This window comes from Caballeronia sp. GAWG2-1 (assembly GCF_023631405.1).
Lineage (GTDB): Bacteria > Pseudomonadota > Gammaproteobacteria > Burkholderiales > Burkholderiaceae > Caballeronia.
On the sequence record NZ_JALQDD010000043.1, the window covers coordinates 145,232 to 162,396 of the forward strand.

15 protein-coding genes and 1 pseudogene are annotated in these 17,165 nt (G+C 61.7%); 7 read left to right on the top strand and 9 right to left on the bottom strand.

Going from position 1 to position 17,165, the window contains the following annotated elements; all coding sequences use genetic code 11:
• Positions 1-196: 196 nt before the first annotated feature.
• Positions 197-1,141, top strand: a pseudogene (locus NCR98_RS30570) (LysR family transcriptional regulator).
• A gap of 142 nt (positions 1,142-1,283) precedes the next feature.
• Positions 1,284-1,811 (top strand): 2-oxo-4-hydroxy-4-carboxy-5-ureidoimidazoline decarboxylase, encoded by a 528-nt coding sequence (gene uraD / locus NCR98_RS30575; RefSeq protein ID WP_250528199.1) that lies wholly within the window; start codon positions 1,284-1,286, stop codon positions 1,809-1,811.
• On the opposite strand, the gene NCR98_RS30580 is transcribed toward uraD, so the two are convergent.
• On the bottom strand, positions 1,791-2,255 hold the full coding sequence (locus NCR98_RS30580) for a cupin domain-containing protein (RefSeq protein ID WP_244831561.1): 465 nt from the start codon (positions 2,253-2,255) through the stop codon (positions 1,791-1,793). The two genes, uraD and NCR98_RS30580, sit on opposite strands and share 21 nt — an antisense overlap.
• Before the next feature lie 548 nt (positions 2,256-2,803).
• Here NCR98_RS30580 and NCR98_RS30585 point away from each other — a divergent pair.
• On the top strand, positions 2,804-3,631 hold the full coding sequence (locus tag NCR98_RS30585) for a class I SAM-dependent methyltransferase (protein WP_244831559.1): 828 nt from the start codon (positions 2,804-2,806) through the stop codon (positions 3,629-3,631).
• A gap of 88 nt (positions 3,632-3,719) precedes the next feature.
• Here NCR98_RS30585 and NCR98_RS30590 read toward each other — a convergent pair whose 3' ends face one another.
• A complete protein-coding gene (locus NCR98_RS30590) occupies positions 3,720-4,166 on the bottom strand; it encodes a response regulator (RefSeq protein ID WP_250528200.1) in 447 nt (148 codons plus the stop codon).
• A 691-nt stretch (positions 4,167-4,857) separates the two neighbouring features.
• Positions 4,858-5,769, bottom strand: coding sequence for an AraC family transcriptional regulator (locus NCR98_RS30595; protein ID WP_250528201.1), 912 nt, complete (start codon positions 5,767-5,769; stop codon positions 4,858-4,860).
• 101 nt (positions 5,770-5,870) lie between these two features.
• On the opposite strand from NCR98_RS30595, the gene NCR98_RS30600 reads away from it, so the two are divergent.
• The 4 genes from NCR98_RS30600 to NCR98_RS30615 all read left to right on the top strand — a co-directional run bounded on the left by NCR98_RS30600 (position 5,871) and on the right by NCR98_RS30615 (position 11,899).
• Entirely contained in the window at positions 5,871-6,626 is a 756-nt protein-coding gene (locus NCR98_RS30600; protein WP_250528202.1) for an SDR family oxidoreductase, read from the top strand.
• A 451-nt stretch (positions 6,627-7,077) separates the two neighbouring features.
• Positions 7,078-9,471, top strand: a complete 2,394-nt coding sequence (locus NCR98_RS30605; RefSeq protein ID WP_250528203.1) for a two-partner secretion domain-containing protein — start codon at positions 7,078-7,080, stop codon at positions 9,469-9,471.
• Between the two features lie 180 nt (positions 9,472-9,651).
• The gene (locus NCR98_RS30610) at positions 9,652-10,380 is read left to right on the top strand and encodes a TonB family protein (protein ID WP_250528204.1); all 729 of its coding nucleotides are present in this window, start codon (positions 9,652-9,654) and stop codon (positions 10,378-10,380) included.
• A gap of 319 nt (positions 10,381-10,699) precedes the next feature.
• Entirely contained in the window at positions 10,700-11,899 is a 1,200-nt protein-coding gene (locus NCR98_RS30615; protein ID WP_250469583.1) for a mechanosensitive ion channel family protein, read from the top strand.
• Positions 11,900-11,934: 35 nt separating this feature from the next.
• On the opposite strand, the gene NCR98_RS30620 is transcribed toward NCR98_RS30615, so the two are convergent.
• The 6 genes from NCR98_RS30620 to NCR98_RS30645 are packed head-to-tail and all read right to left on the bottom strand — an operon-like array spanning position 11,935 to position 17,147.
• A complete protein-coding gene (locus NCR98_RS30620; RefSeq protein WP_250528205.1) occupies positions 11,935-12,870 on the bottom strand; it encodes a vWA domain-containing protein in 936 nt (311 codons plus the stop codon).
• Positions 12,867-13,412 (bottom strand): MxaL protein, encoded by a 546-nt coding sequence (locus NCR98_RS30625; protein WP_250494824.1) that lies wholly within the window; start codon positions 13,410-13,412, stop codon positions 12,867-12,869. The genes NCR98_RS30620 and NCR98_RS30625 overlap by 4 nt, the downstream gene beginning before the upstream one ends.
• Positions 13,409-14,389: a vWA domain-containing protein gene (locus tag NCR98_RS30630; protein ID WP_250528206.1), complete on the bottom strand. Its 981-nt coding sequence runs from the start codon at positions 14,387-14,389 to the stop codon at positions 13,409-13,411. Before NCR98_RS30630 ends, NCR98_RS30625 begins: the two co-directional genes overlap by 4 nt.
• A gap of 4 nt (positions 14,390-14,393) precedes the next feature.
• The gene (locus NCR98_RS30635) at positions 14,394-15,263 is read right to left on the bottom strand and encodes a hypothetical protein (protein ID WP_250528207.1); all 870 of its coding nucleotides are present in this window, start codon (positions 15,261-15,263) and stop codon (positions 14,394-14,396) included.
• Entirely contained in the window at positions 15,260-16,123 is an 864-nt protein-coding gene (locus NCR98_RS30640) for a DUF58 domain-containing protein (protein ID WP_250528208.1), read from the bottom strand. Before NCR98_RS30640 ends, NCR98_RS30635 begins: the two co-directional genes overlap by 4 nt.
• Positions 16,124-16,127: 4 nt before the next feature.
• Entirely contained in the window at positions 16,128-17,147 is a 1,020-nt protein-coding gene (locus NCR98_RS30645; RefSeq protein WP_250528209.1) for an AAA family ATPase, read from the bottom strand.
• Positions 17,148-17,165: the final 18 nt, after the last annotated feature.

The window sequence follows — 17,165 nt, forward strand, 5'->3', positions numbered from 1 at the left end:
GACAGAGGTGCGTTCGCCGTTATGGATTACCCTTGGAGCGCGCGTTCAGGCGTTGTTGCACCGCCTTCGTGCAGGAATCGGCCGAACGCATCGAATTAATTCGGCACGTTGCCCTCGATGCTTCTACACGTTACAACGTCAAACAGGCAAGCGCTGCCCTGGAGCTGCGCCGTTCACGGGCCACGGACCTCAAAACATGAATCGCGCAGACGATCCATTCGATACCTACCTGTTGCGCGTGCTTTGCACGTTGATCGCCGAGCGCAGCGTGTCTCGCACGGCCATTCGCATGAATCAGTCGCAGCCGGCCATCAGCAGCGCGCTCAAACGGCTTCGTACGATCTTCAACGACCCGCTTCTCACGCGCGAGAAGAACGTGATGGTCCCGACCGAGCGGGCGCTGCAACTCGCCGAGAACGCGCAAGCCGCGCTCGGCGCGCTGGATAACCTGCTGGTAGCGGACGACCGGTTCGATCCCGCCACCACCGAGCAGACCTTCACGGTCGGCATGCCCGACTATCTGGCGCCGCCGTTCTTCGCGCATGTGGTGCGCGAGTTCCGCCGCACGGCGCCAAGGGCGCGTCTCGTCGCGATGCCGCTGTCCGCGACCTTCAACTACGAGCAGGCGTTGTCGGAAGGCTCGCCGGATATCGTTATCGGCAATTGGCCGAATCCACCGGAGCATCTGCATTTGTCCGTGCTGCTTGAGGACGAGGTGGTGTGCGTCGTGGCCGAGGACAGCGTGCATGCGCGACCCGGCGAGTTCACCGCGCAGACTTATCTGGACGCGGCGCATATCGTGCCGACGCCATATTAGCGCGATCAACGTGGCGTCGTGGATACCGGACTCAGCACGATGCGCGTGCATCGGGACAATCGCGTGAGCTGTCCGTACTTCAATCTCGCGCCTAGCCTCATTCCAGGCACGGACCTGATCCTGACCACGGGCCGCCACTTCGCCAACTATCACGCGCAATCGCTGCCGGTTGCCGTGCTCGATCCGCCGATCGAGTTTCCGCTCATGCGGTTCTATCAGCTGTGGCATCCGTCGCGGCATCGCTCGGCATCGCATGTGTGGCTGCGCGGCACGTTGACGGCAGCGTCGCAAGCGCTGCGCGAACTGCGCGACATGAAGCGTTAGCGAAGCCGACGCTCGTTATCGGGTTCTGCTATGCGGTCTATAAGGCCGCGGTTCTCGCCCGCCGCGCTAGCGCTTCCTATACTCGGCCCGTAATCGTCATCCACGCCTGGCTTCGATCAAGCGGGCTTTACGGGAGCACTACGTGTCTCAGTCGATCGATCTCGCGCCGATCAATGCGCTCGATCATGCAACCTTCCTGCGCGCCTTCGGGAGCGTCTTCGAGCACTTTCCACAGGCAGCGAGCGGCGCGTGGGAACGGCGGCCGTTCGGCTCCGCGCCGGAACTGCATCGAGCGATGATGGACGTCATCCGCGCGCTGAACGAGCGAGGCCAATGCGACTTTCTGAACTTGCATCCGCTATTGTCGGGTTCGAACATTCGTGCAGGCACGATGACGCGCGATTCGAATGCCGAACAAAAGGGCGCCGGACTGGACGCGCTGACGCCCGCGCAAGAGGCCGCGCTCGACCGGATGAACGCGGACTATCTCGCGCGGCATGGCTTTCCATTCATTATCTGCGTGCGGCATTACACGCGGGAGGGGATTTTCGCGGCGTTCGAACGCCGTATCGGGCGTGACACGCCACAGGAGATGGACGAGGCGCTCGCGCAGATCGAGGCAATCACTCGGGCGCGGCTTTCTCAGCGCTTAAGCGCTCTCGTCTCCTGACGATCGGAACGACGAGCGGGGAAAGGAGCCGTTGAGTTTGCGGCTGAACTTGCGGCTCACCTTGAGCGCGAGCAGCGCAGGCTTGGTGATATGCGGACGCAAGATGGCATGCTTGCGCACGTATTTCGGAACGTACCATTCAGAATGGGTTCCGGCATAGAACAGCGCGGCATGGCCTTCGCGCAGCGTGCGCGGTTCCTGACCTTCGGCCGTGATGATGACTTCGCCTTCGATGACGTAGATGGTCTCATCGGCATTGAAGTACCAGTTGAAGCGCCCGGCGGTGCAATCCCAGACCCAGGAAGTCGTGGTCGTGTCGGGACTCTGCGACCACTGACCGCTGCGCGCGACGGGATTGCCCTCGAGTATCCACGCCGGGTCGATCGGGTCGGGCTTGAGCAGAACGTCATCCAGACGAACTGACTCGAAAACGGGAGTGGCCATGAGAGTTCCTTTGCCGGTACTGGCGATCGATTAAATAGGGCAGCAAAAAAAGCGCCTACCCGGCGAATTCATCGCCATGAATTGCGGGAACATGGGTTCGGTCGATGTCGGCGTGCTCGGTCAAGACCATCAACGGATATGCATTGGTCCGCGTGAGCGTTATCCGCAAAGGGTTTTAAGTCTTTGAGCATATCGTGATAGGTTGGTCGGCATGCGCTTCGTATGAACAAACCAAAGTCATGTTGCGACGCCCGGCAAAGCGTCGACAACTGGCTGGCCATTCGACAACCTACTGAAAATTCTTCCCGATGCCAAGGCTTTGCGTGATGACGTGCATCGCCTCAGGAACGGTCAGACGCTTATATGCCCGCTGAGTTCCGTTTTTGATCAGGGCTGACGCGCACGTTTATCATGCCGAGCGCTATTTTGAATAACCCGGCGGCAAAATTAAACGACTGCTACACTTCATTTGTCATTCAAGTGCGGTGGCGGCCGACTCTCAATGCCCCGCTCCGGTTTCTCTGGTTATCGCTCAGCGCGGGTGCCGTATGGGATTTTCCCAGCAACGCTTTACCGTGCAAGACCGCGTCAACCGGTCTGCATGGCGCACCCGTAGCGCGCTCCGATGGTACGACAAGCTGAGCGATTGGACCGATCCTGGCGAGGCCGCGGCTATCGCTTATGTGCGCGCGGAAGTACGCGATCAACCTTTGCTCGATGTCGGTGTAGGCGGCGGACGCACGGTGCCGCTGCTGTCGCGCGTGAGCCCGGATTACACGGGTGTCGATTACACGCCCGAGCTGGTCGCGATATGCCAGAGAAATTATCCGAGCGTCCAGGTGCGTGTCATGGATGCGCGCAACCTGGCCGAATTCGAGGACAACAGCTTCGCGCTCGTGATGTTCAGCTTCAATGGCATCGATTCCATCGACAGTGAAGGCAGACGCAAAGTGCTAAGCGAGTTTGCACGCGTGCTCAAGCCAGGCGGTCTCGCATTGTTTTCTACCCACAATCTCGCCGGGCCGGGCTACAGGGAAACGTTTGCGCAAGCTTCGCATGTTTCGCAAGCGGAGAATGTCGTCGAATTCGGCATCAACTGCGCGCGAGCTTTATATAACCTTCCAATGGCGGCGTTCAATTATCTGCGTTATTCGCCTCTCAACCGCGAATACGACGGCTATGCACTACGCGTCTGCGCCGCTCACAGGTTCGGCATTCTGATCCTTTACACGGATATCCAGACGCAGCGCCAACAATGTGCCGAGGCCGGCCTGCTTACCGAGGCCGTTTTCGGAAGTAATAGCGGCGCTCAAGTATCGGAACTGGCCGACGTTAGCGGCGAGAACTGGCTGCATTTCGTCGCGCGAAAGGTCTAGCGGTTCACTTCTGCGTTGCAATCGATTGATTTTTGGGTCCTCGAACGTCACGCCGTGCAGTCCCTAAGGAACGTGACTATCGTTCGCGCTAGCGGCGATTGCGCATCGGCACGATACCGAAATGACTTTCGATGAGATCGGTGAGTCGCCAGAGCGAACATGGGCGACGGACGTGACCGTCGAAGCCGGCTTCTTTCATCGATGGCAGCGAATCGAGTGGTTGAATGTTGCTCATTGCAATGATCAATAAACCCGCCGTGTGTTCCGTTCGACGCAACTGCCGGACAGTTTCAAAGTCGGGTGGCGTGTCCATTCTCGTGTCGAGCAGCAGCGCATGAGCTTTCCAGTGCTGCAGGAAACGCTGGGCGTCGCCCATTTCGCTTGCGTGTATTGCTTCGAATCCTCTCGTGGACAGAAGAAGCGCAAGTGACTTGCCTATTGGTCTGTCCTTATGCCCGATTACGATTCGCCTTTTGCTGGTCACGACAACCTTGCTGTCGGGCCGCCACAGCGCGAACTCCTGCTCGTCGTCCAACGGTAACCGCCCTGTCACGATGTGCTCCTCTGACCTGCGTTGATCGACTAATCATTGATTGCGGGTCTTTGCCGATGCGGGCGCCGCGTTGCAACAGACCTCGTCACACAGTGGCGCCATTCTGACCTGATCTAAATCGCGAACCGGTAATGACGTGCATCTCGCGCATTGCTGTTGTAAGTGCTTGCAGCACTCGGAACGAATCCCGGCGTGCTAGGTTACGCGCTCTGCGTGCGGGGCATAGAGCCAAAGCCGCACTGCGCTTCCTCATTAATATTCATAGATATCAGATGAGTTCGGAATTGCCTAGATCATTCCTGTTGTCGTTGTCCAACGTGTCGGAGCCCGCGAGCACTTCCACATTAGGTGACTCGCATTCTTCACAACGAAGTGCCTCTTCCGACAATTGCGACGAAAACAATTTCCCGCAAGACTGACAGTGGCACGTAAGCATTAGGCCTCCGAAGTGCGGCGCATACAACGTTCTGAGGAAAGGTTAGCACGTGGTTTCGCCAGTTTCAGATTCTTCTTCTCAATGAAGCAAAACGATTCATGCATTCCAACGAAGTGGGATGTGTGGAAATTCTTAAATAAATAACGTCAGTTGATTGAAGAGGTTGCGCGTGATCGTGAGCGTCGAACGAGCGTTATTGAGCCAGGCAATGAGCAATCGATCTGCATATCGAAGTAATTAGTCTTCTGCCGCTTGTCCGTCGCGCGCGTATTGCGACGGCGAGCGGCCGACATGCCGGGTGAACGCGACGCTGAACGTGCTGGCGGAGCTATAGCCGACACGCTGCGCGATCTCCGCGATACGCCCTTGACTTCGCCGCAACAGATCCTTGGCGAGCGCCATGCGCCACCGAAGCAGATATTCCATCGGCGCCACGCCCACCGCGCGACTGAAGCGCTCGAAAAAGGTCGAACGCGAAAGCGCGGCCTCTTTCGCCAACTCGGCCACCGTCCACGCGTGCGCGGAGCGTTCGTGCATTCCGCGTAAGGCAGCCGCTAAACGAAGGTCCGACAGCCCACGCACGAGACCCGGTGACGCGTCCGTTCCGGCCGTCGAGCGCAGCGCCTCGATCAGCAGCACTTCGAGCAATCGAGAAAGCACGACTTCGCGCGCGGGCCGCTGTTCGCGCGATTCCTCGCGAACCAGTTGCACGAGCGTGGCAAGCCGCCGTTCCCCGCGAACATGCACGAAGCGCGGCAACAGCGAAACGAGCAGAGCCGCGTCGGGTGAACCGAAGTTGCAGTGACCCGCCATCATGCGCGCGTCGATCGGGCTATTCGGCGGGCCGATCCTGAACTCGCCATTGCCGAGCGCAACGGGCGATTGCGTTTCGGAACCGGGCGGCGGCGCTTCGAGACTGGACACCGCAACGCCGTAAGCGGCGGGAATCAGCATGAAGTCGCCGGACAACAGTTCGATCGGCTCGTAGCCGTCGATTGAGATACGGCATCCGCCTTCCAGAATCACGCAATAAAACGGCTGGCCTGCGTCCGAGCGGCTGATGTGCCACGGACTTGCACCATGGACGAGCTTGGAGAAATTGGCAGCCGGTTGAAGCAGCGTCACGACTTCGGCCAACGGATCGATCATTGCCGGACTCCTGCAAATGAAATCTGGATCATCGATTGTAGCGAGTACGAGAGCGGCGATCTATTGTGGTGGCACACGCAAACCACTTCAAAGGAGTCGTCATGCAAACCGTGTTGATCACCGGTTGTTCGTCCGGATTTGGGCTCGAAATCGCCCGTCACTTTCTGAGTCGCGGCTGGCAAGTCATCGCGACGATGCGCACGCCGCGCACCGATGTGCTGCCGCCGTTCGACCGCCTGCGCATCTTGCCGCTCGATGTCACGAACGCCGAAAGCATTCGCGCGGCAATCGAAGCCGCGGGACCGATCGATGTCCTCGTCAACAACGCGGGCGTCGGCGCGGCGTCGCCCGCCGAACTCGTGCCCATTGCCACGGTGCGCGACATCTTCGAGACCAACACCATCGGCACCATTGCAATGACGCAAGCCGTGCTGCCGCAGTTTCGCGAGCGCGGGGCGGGCGTCATCGTCAACGTGACGTCGAGCGTGACCATCAAGCCCTTGCCGCTGATCGGCGCATATCGCGCGAGCAAGGCGGCGGTGAACGCCTTCACCGAGTCGATGGCGCTTGAACTCGAACCGTTCGGCGTGCGCGCGCGCCTCGTTTTGCCGGGCCGCGCGCCGGACACGCGCTTCGGCGACAACGCGCGCGCGCATATGCATGGCCTGGAGCACGCGGCCTATGCCGATCTCGTCAAGCGCGTCTTCGAGCAGTTCCAGGACACCGCGTCGCCGACCACGCGCGCGGAGGACGTTGCCGAAGCGGTGTGGCGCGCCGCCACCGACCCCTCGGCGCCGATGCGTATTCCCGCTGGCGTCGATGCCGAGGCATGGGCCGCCGAAGCGCGCCAAAGGTGAAGCGAAAAAGAATCCCAACGAATCGACAGGCTCGAAATGCGCGGGGAGGGTAGTGTTGCCTCGTTCGACGCGGGCGGTCTACGCGTTGGGAAAATCAAACGGTTTCACCAAGACGTGATCGTTCGCGATCGAAGCCGGACCTGACATCGTCCTTAAACACCGCACGATGTCGGGGCACGAATACATCCAGCGCGCGATCATGGTGCCGGCGTCCGCACTGAAGGACGTCATTACGCGTTGAAATTACCGATTATCCCCACTCCCCGTTGTTTGCATTTCACGCTTATCGCTAAAGAACTCGTAAGCATAATTACAGCCCGCTGAGCAAGCCCTGAAAACGATCATCTTTCGTCTTTCGATATGGACATTACGCTCTGTTACACTGCACTACCAACTAAAAAAAGCTGTCTACTTAGCGATTAAATCGGGGAAACACTCTGTTGGGGGCGGTATGCGTCTTTTTGTTTACCGTCTCGCGGGCGTCTCGACGCTCGGCGATGCGGCCTGCGTCTCTACGTTTCGCGCACCGGGCTTTACAGTTCGGGCTCTTCCACTTCTCATCGCACTTGCATCTGCTGGCAGTTTCCTTCACGCGCCGGGAGCCGAAGCTGTACCGCCTCTTCCTCAAGGCGGTAAATATGTCGCGGGCTCGGGAACCATCGCACAAAGCGGCGGAACCCTGAATATCAAGCAGTCGGGCACGAACGGCATTATCAATTGGACGAGTTTTTCCATCGGCGCGGGCAATACGGTTTCCATCAACAACGGAACCGGCGCAACTCTCAACCGCGTCACCGGCAACGACATGTCGGCTATCTACGGCACGCTCAAGAGCACCGGCAGCGTCTACCTCATCAATCCGCATGGCGTGCTCATCGGGCCGACGGGCGTGGTGGCGACCGGCGGACGTTTCGTTGCATCGACACTCGATACCGATAACGACTCGTTCATGAACAGCCCGGATTACTTCACGCTCGGCGGCAGTTCGAATGCCAGCGTGATCAATCTCGGGAAAATCAGTTCGTCGGGCGGCGACGTCTTCCTCATTTCGGCGAAGAGCGTCATGAATGCCGGATCGATCAGCGCGCCGAAGGGCACGGCCGAACTCGTCACGGCGCGCGAAGTCGTGCTTGCGGACAGCGCATACGGCCAGCAAGTTGGCGTGCAGACGACGGGCACGGGCGGCGACGTGACCAACTCGGGCACGATCCAGGCGGCGCTGATCAGCCTGCAAGCGGCCGACGGCAACATCTTCGCGCTTGCGGGCAAGTCGGGCGCGCTGCGCGCCACCGGCACCGAAACGCGCGATGGCCACGTGTGGCTCGTGGCGCAAGGCGGTACGGTGGACGCACGCGGCGCCACCATTTCCGCGCGCAACGCGGATGGCAGCGGCGGCACCGTCGACATGACCGGCAACGCCATCAAGCTGAGCGAGGCGAAAGTAGGCGCGGGACAGTGGAACATCACGGCCCCGACCTTTACCGCCGACGCAGCGCCCGCCCGCACGCTGGCCGCGAACCTGAGCAGCGGAACGTCGATCACGGTCCATGCGAATGGCGCGGATGCCACCAAGGGCGCGGGCGACATCAACGTGACATCGAATATTCGGTGGATCGGGTCGTCGTCGCTGACGCTCGACGCCGGGCATTCAGTGACCATCGCGCCGGGCGCGACCATCGCCAACACGGGCGCGGGCAGTCTCACCTTGCGTGCGGACGCCAGCGCGGTCAACAACGGCGGCAGCGTGACCAATCGCGGCACGCTCGACTGGTCGCACAGCACGGGTATCGTCTCGGCGCTGTACGACATGACCGGCAGCTACACGCCCGGAACCGTGCATGGCAACGCGAGTTGGAGCGCGGCGCCGTTCAGCGGTCTGCTCACGCAGGTCACGGCTTATCAGCTCGTCAATTCGATTGCCGATCTGCACGCCGTGAAGAACAACCTCGGCGGAACTTACGCACTCGGCTCGTCGCTGGAGCTGGATGGCGCAACGGGCCTCTCGGGCATCGGCAGCGCGGCGCAACCGTTCACCGGTCAGTTCGACGGCATGGGGCATCTGCTGAGCGATCTGAACATTCCGAGCGGAGCGAATACGGGCTTGTTCGGCGTGGTCGGCCCGACCGGCATCGTGCGCAACGTACTGGTGGATAGCGCCACGGCGTCGTCGTCGGGCGGTCCGGTCGGTGTGCTTGCGGGCACGAACTACGGCTACCTGGTGAATGTCGCGAGCACGGGCATCGTCAACAAACCCACGGGTACGGCCACGGCAGCGGGGGGGCTGGTCGGCATCAACCGCGGACGTATCGAGCGTTCGTGGAGCGGCGCGCAAGTCAATGGCGATGGCGAAATCGGCGGTCTAGTCGGCGAAAACGATGGTTACATCGGCCAGTCGTACACCATCAACTTCATGACGGCTGCCGCAACAGCGACGATCGGAGGGCTCGCGGGCGTGAACAGCGGCACCATCGAGCAGTCGTATTCGCAGAGCTTCGTGAATGGCGGCGCATATATCGGCGGCTTGGTGGGCAACAACACCGGCACCATTCGCCAGTCGTACAGCACGGCATCGCTTTCGCCGGGCACGGGGTCGCATAAGCCGGGCGCCATTGCGGGCACGAATAGCGGCACGATTGCCAAAGACGTCTTCTGGGACAAGGAAACGTCTGTCGCGACAGCGGGTGTCGGCAGCGGCAAGGCCATGTCCGCTTCGAGCGGTCTGACGAGCGCGCAAATGGCCACGCCGGCGAGCTTCGGTCCTACGTGGGACTTCAGCTCCAAGGGAACGTGGTCGCTTCCGGATGGCGCGGAAGAGCCGGTCCTGCGCTGGACGGCCGGGCTGTAACGTAGAACGGACGCGGGCGGACATCGTTCCGCCCGCGTCGATATCGAGATCGACGTGGGCGCGCATAAGCGTCGTGCCGTCGCGCTAAGTCGTCCTGGCGCGCGCGCCGCTTTCGCACACCGTCATCGCTAAGGTTTCCCCAGGCGCTTGCCGTTATCCAGACAGGCTCAGGAAAACGGCATGTCAGCGATGGCTTCGACGCACACGCATTACGACAATCTCAAAGTGACGCACAACGCGCCGCCCGAAGTCATTCGCGCGGCGTACAAGGCGTTGAGTCAGCGCTATCACCCCGACAGGAACACGAGTCCGGACGCGACAAGAATCATGAAGATGCTCAACGACGCCTACGCCGTCCTGAGCGATGCCGAATCGCGGCGCGGTTACGACGTGACGATTGCGCAACAGCTTCCGAAATCAGCTGCTTGGGGCGAGGTCGGTTCGCGTTCGTCGATCGGTGAATCGAATGCGACTATCAAGCGCGGGAAGCTGCGCGGCTGGGCGTGGCTTCTGGCCGTTGGCGTCGTCGTGTCGATACAGTGGTTGGTCAGTGAACCGGCGACGCACAAGCCGAGCGTCGCTGCGGCTTCTTCTGGCGAGCAGGTTGCCCGCGTTGCGGCAAAGGCGGATGAACCCGTCGCAACAGTTGGCTACGCCGAGCGCGTCGGACGGCGCGTGCGCACGAATATCGCGTGGACCAATGGCGTGGCCGGACTCGAAACGGTGATCGGCGCGCGCTGTGCGCCCAATGGCGCGTTGCTGTCCGCGTCCATCGTACATTCGAGCGGCAACGCGCAATGGGACGAAACGGCATTGCGCGCCGTTCAACGCCTCGACCCGATGCCTGACGATACGAACGGCGAGACACCCGCCGCATTCGCCGTCACCGTGCGCTCATCGGGCAATTGACGCGAATTTCTCAACCAGCAACCCTGGCGCGATGTTCCCGCATCGAGCGTCTCTGAGCGCTTGTGCGCTATTGCGGGACTATCGTCGTGCATGTCTGCTCCGCAGGTTTCCAAGGCATCGAAGAAAAGCGGATCTTGCGCAGATCGGGTTATCGTGCGGCAGGCGTCGGCGGTTTCTTAGCCTCTACATTCTTTCGACGATAGGGGCATGCGCTTCTCATGCGGCCTGGCGCGCTAAGTCCGTGCTGTTGCCGCCACTAAAATAGCCACCGTGCGAAAGGCCTCTTGCCCAACATCGGTTCGCCTGTTCCGGAGAGTGCATGTTCGAGAATATGCTGCGTGTCGAAAGGGGACCAGACTGGCAGTTCCACGTCTACACGGATAGCTGGCTGGTCGCGGTCATGCTCGTGGCCGCCTTGCTGCTCGCCATTTTGCTGGCAAGCGCGATCTGCTACTACCTCACGCGCTGGATCATGCTCATGATCGTCAGCCGGCTCACGCGCAATGAAGGGCGCAAGTGGTTGATCGCCGCCGAGCGTCATCGCGTGTTTCACCGGCTTGCGCCGCTCGTGCCCGCTGCGATCGTCTATGCATCGGCGCCGACGCTCTCGGGTCTCACGATACCGTTTATCGCGGTGCTTGGACGGCCATTGGGCATTCTCGCCGCTTGCTACATGGTCTACACGCTGCTGCGCGCCGCGCTGGCACTGCGCGACAGCATCGACGAACGCTATAGTCACTTTCCAACTGCGAGCGAGCGGCCAATCAAGAGCTTTCTGCAGATCGCCACCATCGTGGTGTATCTCGTCGCGCTCATCTCCGTGGTCTCGCTCTTGATCGAGCGTTCGCCGGTCTATCTGCTCACCGGCCTCAGCGCGGTGACGGCGTTGCTCATCATCATCTTTCGTGACTCGTTGCTCGGCTTCGTGGCCAGCATCCAGCTGGCAGCCTACGACATGCTGCGCGTGGGCGACTGGATCGAAGTGCCGGGATTCGTCGCGGATGGCACGGTCATCGATATCGCGTTGAATACCATCAAGATACGCAACTTCGACAACACCATCGTGATGCTGCCAAGTCAGCTCTTGCTCACGAACAGTGTGAAGAACTGGCGCGGCATGAGCGAGTCGGGCGGGCGGCGCTTGAAACACGCGATTCATTTCGATGTCGATACCGTGCGCTTCCCCGACGACGCAATGCTCGCGCAAATGCACGACGCCATCCGCTTGCCGGTGGGCGCTTTCGAAGGCGAGCGTCGCACGAACCTTGGGTTGTATCGTCGCTATCTGAGCGCTTATCTTCGCGATCATCCGGCGGTGCGGCGCGACATGCCGCTCGTGATTCGTCATGTCCAGACAGCGGCGCCGGTGGTCGCGCTGGAAATCTGTCTCTATCTCGACGAGATACGCTGGGAGCCGTACGAGGCGATGCTCTCGGATATGCTCGATCACGCGTATGGCGTCGTGCCGTTGTTCGGTTTGCGGTGCTGGCAAGAGGAGCGGAAGGGTTCCGCGGTTTGAAGATGGCGTTGCGATCATGCGGCGTGCGTCTACAGTCAGCGTCGTGCGCGCCGCATGCCTTTCACCCAACGCTCCGGCCAAAACCGCCACACGAGCAACAGCAAGCCAAGCGCTGCCGGAATCCAATTCAGCTTGGTCGGCACGTGTTCCGAATGCGCAAAGCGCGCATCCGTCATGGCCATCAGCAAGTCCTGCGGCAACCGCAAACGTCGATAATCGAAGCCGATTTCTTTCGCAATCGACGCCAGATATTGTCCGCGCAATTCCGACAACTCCTCGTGACTCTCGACTTGCACGCTCGCGCCAGGTTGTGTCGGCACTTGAATGACTTCATCGGCGCGCCAGTAGCCAATACGATTGCCGTCTTTATCCGTTCGCGGGATGAGCGCGGGCTGATCGCCGCCTATGCCGATAAGCCAACCCTTGAGTTGCGAGCGTGGAATGTCGCGCACGCGCTGATCGCCGGGAAGAATGGGCGGTGCTTCCTGGCCGTCCGTGATCATGAGAACACTGGCGTCTTGCCCGATACTGCGCGCCGTACGCACAGCCGCGAAGATACCGCCTTCGGCTACTCGACTCCAGTTGGTCCAGCGCATCGTGCCATCGATACCAGCAAGCGAGGCAAGCAACGCATCGAAGTTGCCGCACACCTCGACGGGCGGCACCAGAAGCAAGGTGCTCTGGCCTGTGAAGATGCTCCAGCCTATCTTCGAGCCGCACGGCAAATGCTCGATGCTTTCGCGCATCGCGGCCCGCGCGAAGTCCAGTCTGCTGATCGGCGCGCCGCCGACGACGCCCACGTCCTCGACGCTCATGCTCTGCGTGATATCGAAAGTGACGATATAGCTGAACACGTCGCGTTGGAACATCACGCCGGGCATCCAGACGGCGGCAAGCAGCAACGGCACGGCGGCTACCGTGGCCCAGTGTCGCCGCCGAAGGAACGCAAGTGTTGCCGCGACTGCCTTCATGGCAGATCCTCGCTTTGCGCGCCACGCGCCTTCACCGTGGCCTGATGCTTGTAGTCGCGCTCTTCGTCGCTCGTCTGGCCCTCGGGCGCGAGCCACAACGCGCGTTCGAGGTTATAACGCGCGTCCCAGTCGTCGGGCGTGAGCCGCAGCGCCGACCGATAGCGTTCCTTGGCTTGTTCGAGCAACGGAAGCGAGCGAACCGGACCGCCCGCATCGGGACCGGCCGTCTGACGCAACGACATGTTGGCAAGATCGAATAGCGCGGCCGTCTGCAACGCGGCATCGTTGTCCTGCACGAGCACGGAGTCGTAAAGCTTCTGCGCGCCCGCATAGTCGCCTGCCTTCGACGATACGACCGCACGCGCCAGCCGAACTTGGGCGGCATCGTCCAGTGACTGCGGCTGCGCGCCTTTGGCGCTTACCGCCGACACCGCGCGCGCGACAGCATGCGCATGCTGCAATGTCGCCAAGTCGAAGAGCGCGACTGCTGCAAACACGAGCGTTGCGCCGCCGAAGGCAAGATGAACGGCCAATCGCTTCATGACCAGCTCCGTACCTGAACCGCGCGCAGCGCAAGCAACGCCGCGCAACCGAGCAATGCGGCGGCATAGCACAACGCGCTTTCGTCTTGCCGCGGCAAGCGCTCGTCGAAAGATACGACCGCGTTGTGCTGCTTGTTGATCTCCGACATGGCGGCGGCCATTGCGCCCGCGTCCTCCGCCTGATACAGCCGATACGGCGAGCCCAGCGTCTGAAAATAGCGATGCAGTTCAGCTTCGGCCGAGGCGTCGTCGGCGGGCGCCATCTTCGTCAGATCGGGGCTGTAGACGCCGCTGCGCAGATACACGAAGTAAAGCGCGATCTGATTGCGCGCAAGGCCCTCGCTGATCGCCGCGCGTGCAGCGGCATCGAGATGCGCGCCGCCATCGGACACCAGCACGATGGCGCGACGGCCCGCGTATTGCCTGCCATCGAACTGTTTGATCGCCGCGATGAGCCCGCGATCGAGCTTCGTATCCGGCATACCGCGGCCTATTCCCGTGCCTGAGATCGCTTGCGTGATGATCTCGTGATTCGACGTGAACGGTACGGCAAGAACCGGGCTGATGCCGAACATGAGAAACGCAAAACGGTCGTCGGGTCGCTCGGCGACGAAGCGTTCGAGCGAGTGGCGAGCCACCGCGTTCTTGGACTGGCCGCTCGGTTCGGAGACAGGCGTCTTCGACATCACCGAGTCCATGCTCGCGCTACGGTCCATCAAAATGAGAATGTCCGCCGCCGTGCTCGTGCGCAAGACGTGCAGATGTGAGCGTCCCGGTCCCGCGAGACCGATGATGATGGCCAGCATCGCGAGCACCGCACACGCACGCCGCAGGTGTTCGACGGTCGCGCCGACAGTATCCGCTGGCAGCCAGTTCACCGACGAGAAAGCGAACGCCTCGCTCGGTCTCGGCAACAGCGGCAAGAGCGCGATTGGCAGTATGAGCAGCAGCCAGGGCCGGAGAAAGTCGATGGGCATGAGGTCATTGCCCTCGCTCGGCCCGATACAGCGCACGCGCGAAGTCACGCAAGTCGAACGGCGCGGGAGCGGCATCGCGGACAAAGAAGCGTTCCTGCGAGCGCGTGTAGAACTCTTCGAGTCGCGGCTTCATCGATTGCAGATACGGCGCGCGCACGAACAACGTCGGTAGCGATGCCGCATGCACGACTTGCCCGGCCGTTTCGTCGAGCGCGCGATGCACGTGAACCCAGGCATCGTCGTTCGCATCGGCGTCGGTGCGTATATGCCGCCATGCGCGAGCGAACGGACGTTGCCTTGCATAACGGCGGCTCGACCACCACCACCACGCGACCCAGCTTGCGAGCGTGACGAGCAGCAACGCAAGCATGACGATCATGCGCCGATGAACCGCCGGATCATCCACGGGAATGACGAGCCGATCGGGCCTGAGCGCTTGCAGGTCGCCCGCGCGAAACGAGGCGCGCGGCGTCAACGGCCCGACGCTGATCGGCCATGCAGGCACGCGCAGCACCGCGCCCGCAGCCGGCCTCAATTCGAGCGCGGGCAGTTCGATGTTCGTGAGAGCCTGAGCCGCGTTGGTTATCTGATATTCGAGCACCAGCCACGAGCGGCCCTGCGTGTCCTTGACGATTCGCGACGCACGGCGCTCGAACCACACGCCCACGCGCCCGGCCGATGGCAAGGCGACATCGTGGCCGTCGGTGCTCAAGAGGACGCGCTGCGTCAAGACATCGCCGAGAACGTGGCCGAAGGCGCGCGGCTGCTCGACCGTTGCGTTGACCGTCTGTTCGGCTCGCGCCGGTTTTATGCCGATCAGACCGAAGACGATCAGCATGAACGCGAGGATCATCGCCCGGTTGCCGCGCATCATGCGGACGTTTCCAGGAAGTGGCGCGAGAGGGCTTCGGCATTGAAGGCGCCTTCGACAAAGAAGGGATACGCGCCGCGTCTGCCGAAGGCCGTCTTCAAATCGTGGCGCCGCTTGGCGACGTTATCGCGCCATTGCCGAACCACGCGAGCACGCAGCCAAAGCGTGCGGTTTCTGCCGGTCTCCAGATCGCGGACCGAGAGAAATCGGCCTTGCGCGGGCGGCTCGATTTCGGCCGTATCCCAGATGACCATCGGCACGACTTGCGCGCTGACGAGACGATCCAGCGCCGTGTCGATACGGTCGAGCGGCCAATGAAAATCCGAGACCAGAAAGACGAGACCGCGACGCCCGGCAAGACGTTCGAGTGCGCGCTCCAGCCCGGCGTTTTCTGGCGTGGCGTGCGATGCCCCTTCGAAACCGCGCAGCAGCGCCGCCATGTCGTCGCCGATGCCGCGTCCGTGTCGCGCAGGCATGAAGAGGTCTTCGCGTTCCTGCTCGTCGAACGCGAGCATGCCGACCTGATCGCCCGCGCGAAACGCGCTATAGCCGAGTGCTTCGACGAAATCGGCGGCCAGATCGAGCTTCGAACGTTCTGCGCCGAAGAGCATCGATGCCGATACGTCCACCACGACTTGCACCGGCACCGCGACCCGCTGCAAATGCAGACGCACGAGCCACTGCGGCGGCACGGAGCGCTGGCTTGCGCGCAAGTCGAGGCGTCGCGGGTCGGGATGATCGAAGAGACGCGCGTGCATCGCGAATTCCTGCCCCGCGCCGAAACTCGTGCCGGGATGCGAGCCAGGCCGGAATCCGCTGGCGCGCCCCGGCAGCCGATAGTGGAATTCGACTGGGTTCTTCATGGCATCACGGCACCGCGATTTTCCGCATGATCGTCGCGGTCAATGCCTCGGCGAGTTCCTGCCGACGCATCTCATAGACGGGCGTAAAGAACACGCGATGACCGAGCGCGGGCAGCAGCACCGTATGAACGTCTTCGGGAATGGCGTGCAGACGGCCGTCGAGCCAGGCGTTCACGCGCACGGCGCGCACCAGCGCGCTCATGCCACGCGGACTTGCGCCCGCAAGGATCAGCCGCTCCATGTCGACGCCGTCCAGTTGAATGTCGAAGCGCTGAGGCGTTTCCGTCGCCTCCCAGATCTTCAGGATGTAGCTTTCCATGCTCGGACTGAGCGTCACGCTACGCTGGATCGCCGCGCCGATAACGTTAAGACGCGTCGAATCGATCACGGCGGACGGGACGCTTTCGATGAGCGCATCGGCGTCATGGAACGCAGGATCGAAAACGAGCGCGCGACGCACATCGGTGTCCGAAGGCGTCGGCATGTTCAGTTCGAACAGGAAGCGGTCGCGCGCGGCGGAAGCCAGTTCGAAGGTCTCGTCCTTCTCCACCTTGTTGCGGTCCGCGAACACCGTCATATGCGGAAAGCGATATTCGCGGCCGAAGGCGGAGACGGAACGCTCGGCCATCGCCCGAAGCAGGAGCGATTGAACCTGCGGGCGCGACCGGTTGATCTCGTTGAAAAAGAACGTGGTCAGACCTTCGCCGTGCCGCAAGAGCGGACCGGGATCGATGCGCGGTTTGCCGTCGGCATCGACGAAAGTGTGATAGATGAGATCGCCCGGCATCAGGTCGATGGTGCCTTCGATCCGTTCGAAGTCGCCGCCGGTCGCGCGAGCGAAGGCGCGCAGCAAGGTCGTCTTGCCAACGCCGACGCCGCCTTCGAGCAACACGTGCCCGCGAGCGAAGAGCGCAATCTTGATTAGATGGATGGTTTCACGCTGTCCCACCACGGCGCTCGCCACGGCCAGTTCCAGCTTTTGTGCGGCGCGGCGCCAGTCTTCCAGTTCGGTTTCCGATGCCATGGTCGTTGTTATGAGGCA